Annotated in this window: 13 protein-coding genes; 9 read left to right on the top strand and 4 right to left on the bottom strand. The window is 48.1% G+C overall.

From position 1 onward, the window contains the following. Nucleotides 1–2: 2 nt before the first annotated feature. Nucleotides 3–383, bottom strand: a complete 381-nt coding sequence (locus QUB10_RS12115) for a photosystem I reaction center subunit IV (RefSeq protein WP_333053993.1) — start codon at nt 381–383, stop codon at nt 3–5. Between the two features lie 628 nt (nt 384–1011). Here QUB10_RS12115 and QUB10_RS12110 point away from each other — a divergent pair. The 5 genes from QUB10_RS12110 to QUB10_RS12090 all read left to right on the top strand — a co-directional run bounded on the left by QUB10_RS12110 (nt 1012) and on the right by QUB10_RS12090 (nt 7976). Then, nucleotides 1012–3054 (top strand): ATP-binding protein, encoded by a 2043-nt coding sequence (locus tag QUB10_RS12110; RefSeq protein ID WP_333202373.1) that lies wholly within the window; start codon nt 1012–1014, stop codon nt 3052–3054. After that, nucleotides 3051–5258: a beta-propeller domain-containing protein gene (locus QUB10_RS12105; RefSeq protein WP_333202372.1), complete on the top strand. Its 2208-nt coding sequence runs from the start codon at nt 3051–3053 to the stop codon at nt 5256–5258. The genes QUB10_RS12110 and QUB10_RS12105 overlap by 4 nt, the downstream gene beginning before the upstream one ends. Nucleotides 5259–5319: 61 nt before the next feature. Continuing rightward, nucleotides 5320–5580, top strand: coding sequence for an element excision factor XisH family protein (locus QUB10_RS12100; RefSeq protein ID WP_333202370.1), 261 nt, complete (start codon nt 5320–5322; stop codon nt 5578–5580). Between the two features lie 213 nt (nt 5581–5793). Continuing rightward, complete coding sequence (locus tag QUB10_RS12095; protein ID WP_333202368.1) at nt 5794–6588, top strand: dihydrofolate reductase family protein; 795 nt, start codon at nt 5794–5796, stop codon at nt 6586–6588. A 191-nt stretch (nt 6589–6779) separates the two neighbouring features. Further along, a complete protein-coding gene (locus QUB10_RS12090; RefSeq protein ID WP_333202366.1) occupies nt 6780–7976 on the top strand; it encodes a GNAT family N-acetyltransferase in 1197 nt (398 codons plus the stop codon). A gap of 334 nt (nt 7977–8310) precedes the next feature. Here QUB10_RS12090 and QUB10_RS12085 read toward each other — a convergent pair whose 3' ends face one another. Both QUB10_RS12085 and QUB10_RS12080 read right to left on the bottom strand, forming a co-directional pair. Continuing rightward, nucleotides 8311–8877: a hypothetical protein gene (locus QUB10_RS12085; protein ID WP_333202364.1), complete on the bottom strand. Its 567-nt coding sequence runs from the start codon at nt 8875–8877 to the stop codon at nt 8311–8313. Between the two features lie 182 nt (nt 8878–9059). Beyond that, nucleotides 9060–10709 (bottom strand): HAMP domain-containing sensor histidine kinase, encoded by a 1650-nt coding sequence (locus QUB10_RS12080; RefSeq protein WP_333202393.1) that lies wholly within the window; start codon nt 10707–10709, stop codon nt 9060–9062. A 97-nt stretch (nt 10710–10806) separates the two neighbouring features. Between QUB10_RS12080 and QUB10_RS12075 the strand changes: the two genes are divergently transcribed. The 4 genes from QUB10_RS12075 to ftsH4 all read left to right on the top strand — a co-directional run bounded on the left by QUB10_RS12075 (nt 10807) and on the right by ftsH4 (nt 14674). After that, on the top strand, nt 10807–11025 hold the full coding sequence (locus QUB10_RS12075) for a hypothetical protein (protein ID WP_333202362.1): 219 nt from the start codon (nt 10807–10809) through the stop codon (nt 11023–11025). Nucleotides 11026–11095: 70 nt separating this feature from the next. After that, nucleotides 11096–11941, top strand: a complete 846-nt coding sequence (locus tag QUB10_RS12070) for a M48 family metalloprotease (RefSeq protein WP_333202361.1) — start codon at nt 11096–11098, stop codon at nt 11939–11941. Between the two features lie 112 nt (nt 11942–12053). Next, nucleotides 12054–12527: a tryptophan-rich sensory protein gene (locus QUB10_RS12065; protein ID WP_333202359.1), complete on the top strand. Its 474-nt coding sequence runs from the start codon at nt 12054–12056 to the stop codon at nt 12525–12527. A gap of 272 nt (nt 12528–12799) precedes the next feature. After that, nucleotides 12800–14674 (top strand): ATP-dependent zinc metalloprotease FtsH4, encoded by a 1875-nt coding sequence (gene ftsH4 / locus QUB10_RS12060; protein WP_333202357.1) that lies wholly within the window; start codon nt 12800–12802, stop codon nt 14672–14674. 291 nt (nt 14675–14965) lie between these two features. Here the strand turns inward: ftsH4 and QUB10_RS12055 are convergent, their stop codons facing one another. Then, nucleotides 14966–15862, bottom strand: a complete 897-nt coding sequence (locus QUB10_RS12055; protein WP_333202354.1) for a M48 family metalloprotease — start codon at nt 15860–15862, stop codon at nt 14966–14968. Between the last annotated feature and the right edge of the window lie 191 nt (nt 15863–16053).

The raw sequence follows: 16053 nt of genomic DNA, 5'->3' as shown, positions 1-16053 counted from the left end.
AATTAGCGTTGTTCTGTTCCTTGATTTGGCGAACCTTCGACGCTGCCGGTCACTTCGGCGCCCGGTTTGCTGTCGGTCGAAGTTTTCGGCTGCTGGGGGGCTCCTCCGCTGCCGGTTTTCCGGGTTTTCTCGTCCAGCGTGGTTTGTTTGCCGCCGGAAGCTACTGGAGTCCCTGTTTTCGCTTTTGCTTTGGGTGCTGACACTTCCACTAATTCGCTTTGGGCGAAGTTGTTGGTGTTGACGCCTGCATAATTTACGCTGTTAAAGCGAACGATAACTGGGTATTTAATGCCGCTTTGGTCTACCGTAGCAACGGTGCCCACTTCTTGATACCAGAAGGATTCTTTGCGGAGAATCCGAACTGTAGAACCGCGTTGAACCATGAGCTTTGTTTCCTTTGCGATGAATAAACGGATAAAGCCATTTTTTTTACTCTAGTCGATCGCGCGACGCATTTGAAGTCTGCAAGGAAATTTTTACCTGTCGCGCCGTTTTTTGAGCGGCTGTTTGTAAAGAAAAGTAAATACTTTGCTAGGGCGATCGCTGGGGTTGCAAAATAAATAAACAGACATTATCCGTTAAATACAAGCTGTGCGATCGGATCTATAAAAAACTTTACAAATTGTTGTGGGGTGGCGAGTTTGTTACGGGGGTGTGAGGAGGTTGTCGGGGCCGTTAGGTTGTTGCGGGGGCCGCCAGGGGTTTTAAACCCCTGTCTCATAGCTAAAGTCGTCTAAAGACGACTGAATATACAATTGTATTTTGGGGCGGGCAGATTGTATTTTGGGGCGGGCAGATTGTATTTTGGGGCGGGCGAGACGCCCAACCCCTACACCCCACAAGAAAATTTAGTTTTTGTGGAACAGGCTTTCGGGCCTGTTCTTAAGAATCATTGTGGAACAGGCCGGAAAGCCTATTCCTAAGAATGGTGAAAGATGTGAGATTAATTAACCTTGTTTTTAATTATATTGTCGCGCTAAAGTATTGCAAAGCGCGGGGAATATTTACAGTATGTCGTTAGTTGATTTAGCTAATACTAAAGTTAGGGTTCTTGGATGGAGTGCGGTGATGGGTGTTGCGCCAATGATTGCCAGCGCGATCGCCCATCCGGGAGTGACAGCAGCATTGGGTGTGATGGCCAATCCAGCCGTTGGGGGCATTTCGATATTAGCAACGATCGCGGGCGGTATAGCGGGGAATATGGCGGCTAACGACTTGGGAAATCTGATCGCCGAAAAGTTGGGAAAAAATCCGAATATTCTTGACAATCGCGATTTGATTGAGGCGGCGGGTGAGGCGATCGCCTATATTTTGAAAGATGTTGCTTCGTCAGATGAATTAATTGCGATCGCCCTTAGTAAAAATTCGTCTGCCAGGGATTTAGATCGATTAGCCGAAAAAACTCCTGAATATTGGCTGAATATTAACACAGAAGGGGTTGATTTGTCAAGGGGTTTAAATATTTCTGAAGACCAACTGACTCTGATTTTTTCGGCGGATGCTGCGGAGTTTGATCGAGTTACGGGATTGACACCGGAAGATTGGGCAAGATTCATCGGGGAATTCGCGGCCAGTGAGGGGAAATCCTTTGATGCAGAAATCGTGGAATTTGCGGCGCAAAGACTGTACGAAACATTTCCGAAGGCGTACCGGGAAGTGCTGAAACAAGATGCAGCCAAGGGAGGAGAAAAGTTTGCGGCGATGCTGTTGAATCTGCACCAAATTGCTTTGGCGGATCTCAAGGATTTGAAGCTGCAAAATCGGGAGATTATCGATAAGTTGGAGGCGGTAGCAACTAAGCAGCAGATTTGTCAAGTGATGGCGAAATTGGGCGCGATCGAAATTGGCATCCGATCTGATTTGGCGCAGATTCGGGCGTTGCTGCAAAGATACATCGATCCTGCCGCGCCGAGTTTGCCGATTTCCCTCAAATCCGAGACGATTATTCAGGACAGAATTAAAGACTTTACCGGTCGGAAATTTGTGTTTGAAGCAATTAACGAGTTTCTGAATAAAAATCGGAAAGGCTATTTTGTTTTGCAGGCGGAACCGGGTGTTGGGAAAAGCGCGATTATGGCAGCCTGTGTGGTGCTGCTGAAGCGACGCTGCGTTACTCATTTCAACTCGCAACCGGACGGGATTGTCAGCGCTAAAACTTTTTTGGAAAATGCTTGCATTCAGTTAATTGAAGGTTTTAATCTTAAAGAGAAGTACCCGCGACTGCCGGAAAATGCCCTGGAAAACGGCAACTTTCTAGGCAGGTTGCTGGGGGAAGTTAGCGCTAAAGTGGGCGGCAAAAAGTTGATTTTTGTGGTGGATGCGCTGGATGAAGTTGATTTGAAGGAGCAAAGTAGCGGCAGCAATGTCCTTTATTTGCCTAATGATTTGCCCGATAACGTTTATTTTATTGTCTCGAAGCGACCAGAATTTCTGCCAATGCCGGCAGCTAACCGGACAGTTTTTGATTTGATGAAATACGATGGAAAAAGTCTCGAAGATGTCGAGGCTTATCTGAGAAAACGCACGGAGAGAAGCGAGTTAATTCAGGATTGGATTAAAGGTCGAAATTTGCAGCGGGAAGAGTTTGTGACGGCGGTAGCCCAAAAAAGCGAAAAGAAATTTATCTACCTCCGCCACGTACTTGATGAGATTGAAGGCGGCACGTACAATGATGTGAATTTAAATGATTTGCCTGCGGGTTTGGAGGAATATTATCAAAAACACTGGGTACAGATGATTGGTCACGAAGACGATCCTCTGCTGGAATTGAAAGTTAATATTATCTACGTGCTGTCGAAAGCTCACGAGCCTGTTGCTCGCCGCTGGATTGCCAAATCGGTGCGCGAGACGGATTTTAAAGTACAGCAGGTACTAAAGAAATGGGATTCTTTTTTGCGACAGGAACAGGTAAACGGGGAAATTCGCTACAATATTTATCACAACACCTTTCGCGAGTTTCTCGAAAAAGATGAAACTGTGCAATCTGCTGGGGTGAATGTGGAAGAACTTAACCGCCAAGGTATTAATAACAGGTTGGAAGGATCGCCGATATGAGCAAGTTAGGTGTGTGGTTGGCGCAGCAGAGTCAAGGCGAGCGGGAATATTTATTGAAATATCAACCCAGGGATTTCGTTCAGGGGTTGAAGGATTTTAATCGTTATTGTGCTTGGTTGACGGATTTCGGTTTTATTGAGATGAAACTGGAATTTTTGGGGGTACAAGCGCTAATTGAGGATTACGATTTGGCGAGAGTTTCTGATGTTTTGCTGTCGGAGGAGCAAGGTCAAACTCTGAGATGGATTCAAGGGGCAATTCGCAAGTCGGCGCACGTTTTGGAGAAGGATAAAACGCAGCTTGCAGGGCATTTGTGGAGTCGGTTGGTGGATTTTGAAACACCTGAAATTCAGGGGGTCGTGAAACAAGCTAAGCAGTCGAGAAATAGTTCCTGCCTGTGGCCTTTGAAGCCTAATCTGGAAAGGGCAAATGAGGGTGCGCTGCGGACGCTTGCCGGTCATAGTTCCAGGGTAACAGCAGTGGCGATCGCACCAGACGGTAAAACAGCGATTTCCGCTTCCAAGGATGAAACCCTGAAAATCTGGGACACCGAGAGTGGCTCTGAACAGAAAACTCTCACGGGTCATAGTTCCAGGGTAACAGCAGTGGCGATCGCACCAGACGGTAAAACAGCGATTTCGGCTTCATGGGATACAACCCTGAAAATCTGGGACACCGAGACAGGCTCACAACAGAAAACTATCACGGGTTCTAGTTTCGCGATAACAGCAGTGGCGATCGCACCAGACGGTAAAACAGCGATTTCCGCTTCATGGGATACAACCCTGAAAATCTGGGACACCGAGACAGGCTCACAACTGAAAACTCTCACGGGTCATAGTTTGGCGGTAACAGCAGTGGCGATCGCACCAGACGGTAAAACAGCGATTTCGGCATCCGACGATCAAACCCTGAAAATCTGGGACACCGAGACAGGCTACGAACTGAAAACTCTCACGGGTCATAGTTTGGCGGTAACAGCAGTGGCGATCGCACCAGACGGTAAAACAGCGATTTCCGCTTCCGGGGATCAAACCCTGAAAATCTGGGACACCGAGAGTGGCTCTGAACAGAAAACTCTCATGGGTCATAGTTCCGGGGTAACAGCAGTGGCGATCGCACCAGACGGTAAAACAGCGATTTCGGCTTCCGATGATACCCTGAAAATCTGGGACACCGAGACAGGCTCTGAACTCAAAACTCTCACGGGTCATAGTTCCGGGGTAACAGCAGTGGCGATCGCACCAGACGGTAAAACAGCGATTTCGGCTTCCGATGATCAAACCCTGAAAATCTGGGACACCGAGAGTGGCTCTGAACTGAAAACTCTCACGGATCATAGTAGCGCGGTACTAGCAGTGGCGATCGCACCAGACGGTAAAACAGCGATTTCGGCTTCATGGGATCAAACCCTGAAAATCTGGGACACCGAGACAGGCTCACAACTGAAAACTATCACGAGTCATAGTGACGCGGTAAGTGCAGTGGCGATCGCGCCCGACGGTAAAACAGCGATTTCCGATTCCGGGGATTATACCCTGAAAATCTGGGACACCGAGACAGGCCGGAAACTGAAAACTCTCACGGATCATAGTTCCTGGGTAACAGCAGTGGCGATCGCACCAGACGGTAAAACAGCGATTTCGGCATCCGACGATCAAACCCTGAAAATCTGGGACACCGAGACAGGCTCACAACTGAAAACTCTCACGGGTCATAGTTCCGGGGTAACAGCAGTGGCGATCGCACCCGATGGTAAAACAGCGATTTCGGCTTCCGATGATACCCTGCAAATCTGGGACACCGAGACAGGCTCTGAACTCAAAACTCTCACGGGTCATAGTAGCGCGGTACTAGCAGTGGCGATAGCGCCCGACGGTAAAACAGCGATTTCGGCTTCCGATGATCGAACCCTGAAAATCTGGGACACCGAGACAGGCTCACAACTGAAAACTCTCACGGGTCATAGTGACGCGGTAAGTGCAGTGGCGATCGCGCCCGACGGTAAAACAGCGATTTCGGCTTCCAAGGATGAAACCCTGAAAGTCTGGGATTTGCTCACAGGTAAAGAAATTGCTAGTTTCAGGGGAGAAACTGAGTTTAATTGCTGTGCTTTTGCGCCTGATGGAGTGATAGTTGTAGCGGGCGATAAGTCAGGTCGGGTGCATTTCCTGCGATTGGAGGGAGTTAGCGGCGGGCGATAATCGAATTTTTGTGTTTGTAGGGGTGCTCTCAAATAGAGAATGAGAGCAATGGAGTTTTTAAATGCCTGCTAAAGATATTTTTCACGATACTGTCAAAGCTGCTTTACAAAAAGATGGATCGATAGTTATTCGTGAAAAATTTCGGGTGCAAGTCGATGAAGAAGGTCTAGCCATGTTTATCGATATGACCGCCGAAGAATTGATCGGTGCAGAAAAAGAAGGTCGCAAAATAGCTGTCGAAGTTAAGAGCTTTCAAGACCGATCCGACTTCTATCAATTTCATGGTGCTCTCGGTCAATTTCTCAACTGTCGATCTGCATAGAGAGATATTATGCCAGATTTTATAGTATATTTAGCAGTTCCTTTAGAAACCTAGTGTCCTCTTTTGCCGCTATGATATTGAAAATTTGATAAACAAAACTCACGGATTTTTCCCAAAGAAACCGGGTTTTTTACCTAATCTGTGGGCGACAACGAAAGATTTTGCTAAAAAACCCGGTTTCTGAGCACCGGTGCGTCCAGGACGGATAAATTAATGACAGATAAGATCGATCGACCTTACGCAACAGTAATACTCGCGATCAGTGCTGACGGTAAAATTGCAGATGCAGTCCGATCGCCCGCGAGATTCGGTTCTGCCAACGACAAAGCCCACCTCGAACAGCAAGTAGCAGGAAGTGACGCGGTTTTGTTCGGCAACGGCACGTTACAGGCTTATGGGACGACGATGAGAGTGATTTCGCCGGAATTGCTCAAACAGAGGGAACTGCAAGGGAAGCCACCACAACCGGTGCAAATTGTATGTTCGCGATCGTCCCAATTTGACCCAAATTTGCGATTTTTCCAACAACCGGTGCCTCGCTGGCTGCTGACGGGGCAAGACAGTAAGGAAACGGCATTGCCGTCTCCTCTCAAGAACGGGCAAGATGCCCGTTCCACAAGAGATGAATTTTCTTGTGGAACAGGCATCTTGCCTGTTCATAAAAGGCTTATTGACAAGGGTGCAACATCTCAATTCGATCGAATTATCTATGCGAAAACCGCAGGTGGAGAGATTGATTGGATTGATGCGTTTCAACAGTTAGCAAACTTCGGTATCAAACGCTTGGCGATTCTGGGCGGGGGAAAACTCGTAGCCTCTGTGCTGGCTGCGGGCTTGGTAGACGAACTTTGGCTGACGGTGTGCCCGTTAATTTTGGGCGGGGCGGATGCACCGACACCTGTGGAGGGAGAGGGTTTTTTGGCTGATTTAGCTCCGAAATTGCAGCTTTTGGCGGTTAAACAGGTGGGACAAGAGGTATTTTTGCATTATAGATTCGGGGCGGGCTAGAAGCCCAACCCCTACTCCCCACAACACTTGTGTGGCACAGGCATCTTGCCTGTGGCGGGCTAGAAGCCCAACCCCTACTCCCCACAACACTTGTGTAGCACAGGCATCTTGCCTGTGGCGAGTAATTACACAAGCAGGGGAGATTGTATTAACTTAAATGAAGTTCGATCCCTCTACGCACAAATCTCCCTATGCTGAAACAGCCAAAACCTGAATATTCTGTAGCCTGGATTAGCAAAATAGGCGAAATCCCGCAAGCGTCGTGGGATGCCTTGGCGATGCCACTAAAAACTCCCTTTCTCGAATGGGATTGGCTGAACAATCTCGAAGTCTCCGGCAGTGCGACAGGTAAAACCGGTTGGCTACCGCATCACTTGACTGTGTGGCGAGACAAACAGTTGATTGCTTGCGCGCCACTTTATGTCAAAAGCCACAGTTACGGGGAATTTGTATTCGATAATCAGTGGGCGGATTTAGCTCAACGTTTGGGTGTTCAATATTATCCCAAATTGATGGGAATGACGCCGTTTACTCCGGCTGAAGGTTATCGGTTTTTGATTGCCGAGGGGGAAGATGAAGACGAGTTAACTGGAGTAATGGTAAGCGCGATCGACCATTTTTGCGATCGCCACAATATCTCCGGCTGCAATTTCCTTTATGTCGATCCCGAATGGCGCGAAAGAATGGAACGCCACGGTTTCAGCAGTTGGCTGCACCACAGCTATATTTGGCAAAATCAAGGCTATCAAAATTTTGACAATTATTTAGGCGCATTTAATGCCAACCAGCGCCGCAATATCAAGCGCGAACGCAAAGCAGTTGACCAAGCTGGTTTGTTGGTAAAAACGCTGACTGGCGATGAAATTCCCCAAGCCATGTTTGGTCAAATGTATGCTTTTTATGAGAATACTTGCGACAAATTTGGTTGGTGGGGAAGCAAGTATCTGACTAAGCGATTTTTTGAACAGTTACACCACAATTATCGCGATCGAGTTTTATTTGTAGCCGCCTACGACAAGGAAGATGACAGACAGCCGGTGGGTATGTCTTTTTGTTTGTATAAGGGCGATCGACTGTACGGGCGTTATTGGGGAAGTTTGCAGGAAATCGACTGCTTGCACTTCGATGCTTGCTACTATACGCCGATCGAATGGGCGATCGATCGGGGCATCCAAAGCTTCGATCCCGGTGCCGGCGGGCGGCACAAAAAACGGCGCGGCTTTCCAGCTACGCCCAATTATAGTTTGCACCGATTTTATAACAACCGTCTGGCGCAAATTCTCAAGTCTTATATCGGTCAAATCAACGAAAGAGAACAGCAAGAAATTGATGCAGTCAACGAGGATTTACCTTTTACTAAGTTACCTCCTTTGTTACTCGGCGAGTGACGGTTGACTGGGAATTGGGAATTGTAAATTAGTAACAGCCCATCGGTGTCAACCTAATACTAAAACCCTGTGTATATCTCGTTTGTATCGAAGTTTCGATCCCCCTAAATCCCCCTGATCGGTGGGGAGTAGGGGTTGACTTTGAATGCTCTTTCCCCTTTATTAATGGGAGTTAGAGGGGAGGTAAGAATACTCTTTTCCCCCCTTATTAAGGGGGGTTAGGGGGGATCTAAACTCAACTATAAACGATATTGATTATGGATTTGAGTCTTAAGTTGACACGAATGGTAACAGTCAACAGTCAACAGTCAACAGTCAACAGTCAACAGTTAAACTAATTCAAAATTACCTTGCCATCTTCCTGAATTTGCAGCGATTTTGTATCAGCGTCCAAGTCAGTTGTCGCCCCGAAACTGACTTGCAACATTCCCGGCATCGCGGTTGCTTGGGGGCGAACCAGCAGCAATCCGCCGTCTGGGCGCTGGTAAGTGAGGGTGATTGGCACTTTGAGGGCTTGAAGCAAAATTTCCGATTGTTCGCCCAGAGTGCGCGGCTGGGTGACGCCTACGATTTGATAATTGATGACAGCATTGGTGGTATTCACCAGTTTAATTACTATCATGCCTTCGGCAGGCGTAACTCGCGCACTGGGCATGGGGAAGCGGGGAGGCGCGTCTGTTGGTGTAGAAGGCATCCCGCTGGGGCCCGGACTCGCAGCCGGAGTTGGTTCACTGACGGGTTCTTCAGTGGCTGCGGGAGTCTCTGCGGGTTGGGAAACGGGTTTTCCTTGTTGGGGCGGGGGGCCGCCGGCTTGGGAAAGTGTTGCGAGACTAACGAGTAAACCTCCGCAGGTGGCTGCTAGCAAGCTGATTTTTTTTAACGGTAGATTGTGGCGAAACATAAATAACTCCTCACAAGTTCGATCGAGGTTTTCCAACAACGTTTATGTTAATCTATGCGGGAATTGAATTTTAATAGCTGGGTTTGGGCGCGAGGTAGGAAGAATAAGGGTTTGAGGGGTAGATTTTTTTTAAACCGCAGAGGGCGCAGAGGGCGCAGAGGAAGAGAGGAAGAGGGGAAGTTTTAGGGGCGAGATTGTTCTGATTTGTGGGCGGGGAGGGTGACGGTAACGGCGGTACCTCGATCGACTTGGCTGTCAATGCGGATTTGGCCTCGGTGATTTTCGACAATGGCTTTGGCGATGGCTAATCCTAAACCTGAACCGGCGGCGCTGCGGTGGGTGCGGGCGGGATCTGCGCGGTAGAATCGATCGAACAAATGCGGCAGGGCTTCTGCGGAAATTCCGATGCCGGTGTCTGTTACTTTTATTTGCAGCGCAGGATTTAACATCGCCGAATTTCTTTTGTTTTTGGCTGCAAGTTGCAATTCTACTTCTATTTCGCCGCCAGAGGGTGTGTACTGCACGGCGTTGCTGACGATATTGGTAAAGAGTCGGGCTAGTTGATCCCAGTCGCCCAACAGTGTAAAGTTGTCGTCAGCGTTGGGCAGATCGACAATTTCTAAAGAAAGAGAGAGATTTTGGGTTGTGGCGATCGCCTGTTGTTCTTCAATTACCTCCATCAGCAAAGCATCGAGAGGAACCTCAATCCACTGCTGCTGCACGATACCGCTGTCTTGTCTGGCTAAAAACAGCAAATCGTCAACCAAGCGCCCTAAACGGCGGGTAAGGCGTTCGATAACTTGTAGCTGTTGATGCTGCTGCGGTTCGATATCCGGTTCGGCCAAAGCTACTTGGACGTTAGTTTGAATAGTGGCGATCGGATTTCTGAGTTCGTGAGAAGCATCAGCAGTAAACTGTTTGAGACGCCCGTAAGACTCCCGAATCGGTGCCATCGCCAATCCCGACAGCAGCCAGCCAATAGCCGCCACGCAAATTAGAGTTAAACCCGCGCCCAAAATCAAATCGAGAATTAATTGGCGGATGGGTTTTGTCACTTCAAACCAAGGATGGCTGACTCGCAAATATCCCAGAACTTGGCGGCCGATTTGTACTCGCTGCGTTACTTGTCTGAGGGAATAGTTTTGAGTTGTCCGAATGCTAATTGGTTTGGTAGAAACACGATTTGTATTTTGTGCAATAGACTTTTCACTACCTAAATTTAGATTTTCCTGCCAACCTGCATTCAAACCGCCATCAAAACCTCTTCTTTCTCCCCTCTGCGCCCTCTGCGCCTCTGCGGTTAAATCCCTCTTCTCTCTTCCCTCTAAAAACCGAAGAGTTTCCATATTCATCCGTGTATTCGCGTTCAAACCCGTGTCGTGCTGTTTTACTATGAGCGAAGTCGAAGGCTCTTGAGCCTGATTTTTACCCTCAAACTGCAACTTATTATTAATTATCCAAACTGTTTCGCCGGTGCGGTTAGCGTGAATCGGAATATTCAGCGGTTCCGATAAAGTAGACCACAGCAATTCGCCCGTAGGACTGAACCATTCTAAATCAATGTGGTCGTCTTCTACTGCATCGGTGCTATCTCGAAAACTCGCTTGAATATTAACTTGCAACTTATTTTTATCTTTGGTATTAGGGAAAGTTAGGGGTTCGATAACGAGAGTTCGCTCTATTACTTCGACAACATGATTGAGGGTGTCATCAATGCGATCGATCAAAGTAGTGCGGACGTAGAAATAGAAACCCGTGGCGAATACAAGTAACAATACAGCAGTAACGGCAGTGTACCAAATAGCGAGGCGGCGGCGGGTAGCTTGGAACATATTGGGAAGGAAGTTCGGCAACGGATTGTGTAATGGATTCAAGAGATTTAACTCATATGTTGCACCATTCTCAATTAGCCTTTTCGGAACAGGCAAGATGCCTGTTCCACAAAGAATAGATTTTCTTGTGGAACAGGCATCTTGCCTGTTGCTGACAATGGTGCAACATCTCAGTTTAACCAATTTAATAACTATAACCTTCTTCTTCTCTTCTTCTCTTCCTTCGTGTCCTAGCGCTAACGCGCCTTCGCGGTTCGTTAAAAAAAGCCTTGTTCGCAAATTATCCAAAAAAACTCTAACAACTTTCCATTCTTGATACTTCAGACAGATGTCGAGAGCGCTGTAACCATAGTATTCTAATCGCGAAACTTTTTAGGTAAAAACCTGTGAATAAATTTTTATTTCGAGCCGCGATCGGGCTGTTAATGGCATTTTTTGGAGCAATCACCTATTTTACAAACGACGTAGAAAATCCGGTAACAGGAGAAAGACAGCGAGTGCAGCTTTCTCCCCGCCAAGAGATAGTTTTGGGATTGCAGGCGCGGGATCAAATGGCCGCCAAGCACGGGGGGCTTTATCCCAGCCAAAGTATTCAGCAGTATCTCGATCGAGTAGGAGCACGAGTTGTCAACGGTTCGGCGGCGAAACAAGCAGGTTATCCGTTTGAATTCCACCTGCTGCGAGATGCCCAAACTGTCAATGCTTTTGCTTTACCGGGGGGACAAGTTTTCATTACTGCGGGGCTCCTGCGGCGGCTGAATTCCGAGGCTCAGTTGGCCGCTATACTGGGGCACGAAAGCGGTCACGTTGTGGCGCGCCACGGTGCGGAACACTTGGCAAAACAGCAGTTGGGCAGGTCTTTGGTAACGGCGGTTGGGGTGGCTACTAGCGACGAGCGCGGGGGCGGTCAGCAGGCAGCCTTAATTGCTCAAGCTGTCAATCAAGTTGTTGGTTTGCGGTACGGTAGATCGGATGAACTTGAGAGCGATCGGCTCGGTTTTCGGTTTATGACGGAGGCGGGTTACGATCCTAGAGGAATTGTTGAGGTAATGCAAATCCTCGGTGCTGCTAGGAAGGGCGAAGCGCCGCCGGAGTTTTTGAGTTCTCACCCAAACCCTGAAAACCGAGTTCAAAAATTGCAAGCTTTAATCGCGCAAAATTACCCTAACGGCGTTCCAGCTAATTTGGTGTCTGGACGCGAAGAGTTTGCTAAGAATGTGTCGGGCGGTTAGCAATAATTGCATCGGGCTTTACAAAAGTTATTACTATAGGCGGATCTAAGTTCGGCTTGGAGTTGGCACGATCGACTTAATGAGCGATCGAGCAATTGGAAAGTTGAAAACCATGATTGAATCTTGGATGATTATCGGCGGCGTGACTTTCTCAGTCGCCTTCGGCACTCTGTTTTTTAAACTGCGCGATATTAACTGGGCAGTCAAACTTCAAAGGCCGGATTGGATGTTTTTTGAGCCTGCTATTCCGTTAATTTGGACGGTGATTTTTGCTTGCGGGGCCGGCAGCGCTACTTTCGTGTGGGAACAGGAACCCGGTAGTCTCAAAACATGGCTGCTGATGGCTTTGTACTTGCTTTTAGAAATTGTCACAGTTGCTTATATTCCTGCTACTCTCAGAGCCAAAAGTCTCAAAGTAGGGACGATTTTGGGAGGGGCTGGCGAGATTTTGGGAGTTGTGCTGACGTTGGCTGTTTTGCCGATTTCTCAAACCGCCGCTTTGTTACTTTTGCCTTACGCGATTTGGGGTGCGATCGGCACTTATACCACTTGGGAAATGATTCAATTAAACCCAGAAGCTGCATAAATCTTCGGTGTTATTCGGCGCACCCTACACACTATAACGCTCTTCTGTTCTCTTCCTACCCTACCCTTCACCGAACCCCTGCGGGGAACGGGAACGGCTTCGCCGAACGTGTCCTTCGCGGTACGTTAAAAAAAACATTGTTAATAATAGCAAATCCGTGCTAGCGGGTTAACCCACCCGATAAAGTGAGGAAATCCGCTTAACAGTGTTTGGGTATTTGATGAGAAAATAGATGAATAAAACTGCTTTAAATCAAAGGATGACAGTTATCAATGGCTATTAAAGACCAGCCCCAACCACCTCGTTTTCGACAAATTAGCAATGTCTTGTTATTGCTCTCAAGTTTGTTTTTGCTGGCAAACATCTTTTTACCCAATTTGTTCGGCCCCCAAATTCCGCAAGTGCCTTACAGCTTGTTCGTCCATCAAGTACAAGAACAAGATGTAGTGCGAGCTTCGGTAGGTCAAAATGAAATTCGCTACCAACTCAAAGGTGAAGGCGACAAACCCGGTCAAGTGCTGTCAACTACGCCGATTTTTGACCTGGAACTTCCTAAACTTTTGCAAGAAAAAGGCGTTGAATTTGCTGCCACTCCCCCTTCTAAAAATGGCTGGATCGGAAGCGTTTTAAGCTGGGTGGTTCCGCCGCTGATTTTTGTGGCGATTTTTCAATTTTTCATGAACAGGCAGGGCGGCGGGCCACAGGGCGCGCTCTCGATCGGCAAAAGCAAAGCTAAGGTCTATGTAGAAGGCGAATCAGCGAAAATTACTTTTGCTGATGTGGCTGGAGTGGAAGAGGCGAAAACTGAATTAGTCGAAGTTGTTGAATTTCTGAAAACTCCTGACAGATTTACGGCAATTGGCGCGAGAATTCCGAAAGGCGTGCTGTTAGTCGGGCCTCCGGGAACTGGCAAAACGCTGTTAGCAAAAGCAGTGGCTGGTGAAGCTGGCGTGCCGTTTTTTAGCATCTCCGGTTCGGAGTTTGTGGAACTGTTTGTAGGTGTTGGTTCTGCAAGAGTTAGAGATTTATTCGAGCAGGCTAAGAAACAGGCTCCTTGTATTATTTTCATTGATGAATTGGACGCGATCGGCAAATCTCGTAGCAGTAACGCTAGCTTCGGTGGGAATGACGAACGCGAACAAACTCTCAATCAATTATTAACTGAAATGGACGGTTTTGCGGCGGGCAATACTACGGTAATTGTGCTGGCTGCAACTAACCGCCCAGAAAGTTTGGATGCTGCTTTGTTGCGCCCTGGCCGTTTCGATCGCCAAGTTTTAGTCGATCGCCCCGATTTATCTGGCCGCGAAGAAATTTTGAACATTCACTCTCAAAAAGTGAAGTTGGGCCCGGATATTGACTTGAAGGCGGTCGCCACTCGCACCCCCGGTTTTTCGGGCGCAGATTTGGCAAATTTGGTCAATGAAGCTGCCTTGCTAGCTGCTCGCAACAAGCGCCTAACTGTAGCGCAGGAAGACTTTTTTGAGGCGTTTGAGCGCGTTGTCGCTGGCTTGGAAAAGAAAAGCCGGGTGCTCAACGAAAAAGAGAAAAAGATTGTGGCTTACCACGAAGTCGGGCACGCGATGGTGGGTGCTGCGATGACGGGCGGCGGCGAAGTGTCAAAAATCTCGATCGTCCCGCGCGGTATGGCTGCATTGGGTTACACGTTGCAAGTACCGACTGAAGACCGTTTCTTGTTAGATGAATCGGAGTTGCGGGGTCAAATTGCAACTTTGCTGGGCGGGCGATCGGCTGAGGAAGTCGTGTTTGGTAGCATTACTACTGGCGCTTCAAATGACTTGCAAAGGGCGACTGATTTAGCTGAACGGATGGTGACAACTTACGGGATGAGTAAGGTTTTGGGGCCTCTAGCTTACGATCGAGGTCAACAATCAATGTTCCTCAATGACGGTATGGGAAATGCCCGCCGTGCGGTAAGTGCTCAGACTGCTGAGGCGATCGACCAAGAAGTGAAGGAAATTGTCGAAACTGCACATCAGCAAGCTTTGGATATTCTGAAAGCAAATCGGGAATTGTTGGAAACAATTACGCAGACACTGTTAGAAACTGAGGTGGTGGAAGGTGATGCACTTCGCGAATTCCTCGGTCAAGTGCGGCCTTTAGATAAGGTTGCGGCTTCAGTTTAATACGGTTTAATTAAACCGCCGATGAACGCAGATGATTCCAAATCATCTGCGTTTTGCGATCGCACTCCACGATGAGCCGACTGAAACAGACAACGGCAAACGGACAAACGCGCGTTTGTGCGATCGCAAGTAATTGTATTAAGGGAGAGCAATTACAGGGCGCTCTCCCTGATACTCAAATTTCTTCTTATTCGTTTTTCCCTCGTACCACAGCGAGCATTATAAACAAACAGAAACCCGGCTGCTTCAAAACACCGGGCTTCTAAATATTGTTGCTGCATTTTCGATCGATCAAACTCCGTTTATGTAAGCCATAACTGGAGTACCTTGCTGCTGCTGCGCGATTTCCAAAAGACGTTGAATGCGCTCCTCTGTCGGCGGGTGAGTGCGGAAAAGTGACTGCAAACCTTTAGTCGAAAAAGGATTCACAATCAGCAGCGGCGACATCGCAGGATTGCCGTGCATGGGAATTTCATGACCCAGTTTCTCCAATTTCTGCAGCGCGTTTGCTAAGCCGATCGGGTTATTGGTAATTTCCACCGCACCGCTGTCGGCTGCAAATTCCCTCGTCCGAGAAATCGCCAATTGAATTACGGTTGCTGATAGCGGTGCTAAAATGATTAAAAACAGCAAACCAAACGGATTCGGGCCTTGTCTGCTATCCCGCGTTACCGGGCCGTAAAGCGCTCCAAAAGTCAGAATTCGCCCGACAAATGTAATCGCGCCGGCAATTGTGCCTGCAACTGCTTGAGTGAGGGTGTCGCGGTTGCGGATGTGCGTGAGTTCGTGCGCTAAAACCCCTTCCAATTCTTCGCGAGAAAGCAGCTTGATGATGCCTTCAGTAACTGCTATTGTTGCGTGTTCCGGGTCTCTTCCTGTGGCGAATGCGTTGGGAGATTGAGTGGGAACTAGAAATATTTTAGGCACCGGAATTTGGGCTTTTTCACTCAGCGAGGCTACCATATCGTAGATTTCGGGTGCTTCGCTGCGGGCGATCGGCTGAGCGCGGTAAGCCATTAACGCTGCCGTGTCGGAATAGTACCAAGAGCTAAAACTTGAGAAGGCGGCTAGCGCTAAACCGATGTAAAGTCCTTGCTCGTTGCCGATTAAATAATAACTTCCTAAAACGAGAAGGCCGCTTAGGAGTCCTAAGAGAGCGGCTGTTCTGAGTTGATTTGTTCCTAACATGGCGGGTTGAGGGCGATCGCTATTTTGATATTTTTGAGCTTGTAATTAGATTTTCATAGTTGCGGGCGATCGCGCCTCTATCTGCCGAAATAACCGCTACCGCCAATAGTAGTATTTCAAGTTTTCAGTCAGAAACTGGGAATGCCTTGGGAGGCTCTCTCACCTGCTCTCAAGAGGCGGTTGAGCCGCAG

It is taken from the genome of Microcoleus sp. B5-D4 (assembly GCF_036705145.1).
GTDB lineage: Bacteria > Cyanobacteriota > Cyanobacteriia > Cyanobacteriales > Microcoleaceae > Microcoleus.
The sequence above is the reverse complement of the archived record's forward strand: the minus strand, read 5'-3'. Positions and strand labels throughout refer to the sequence as shown.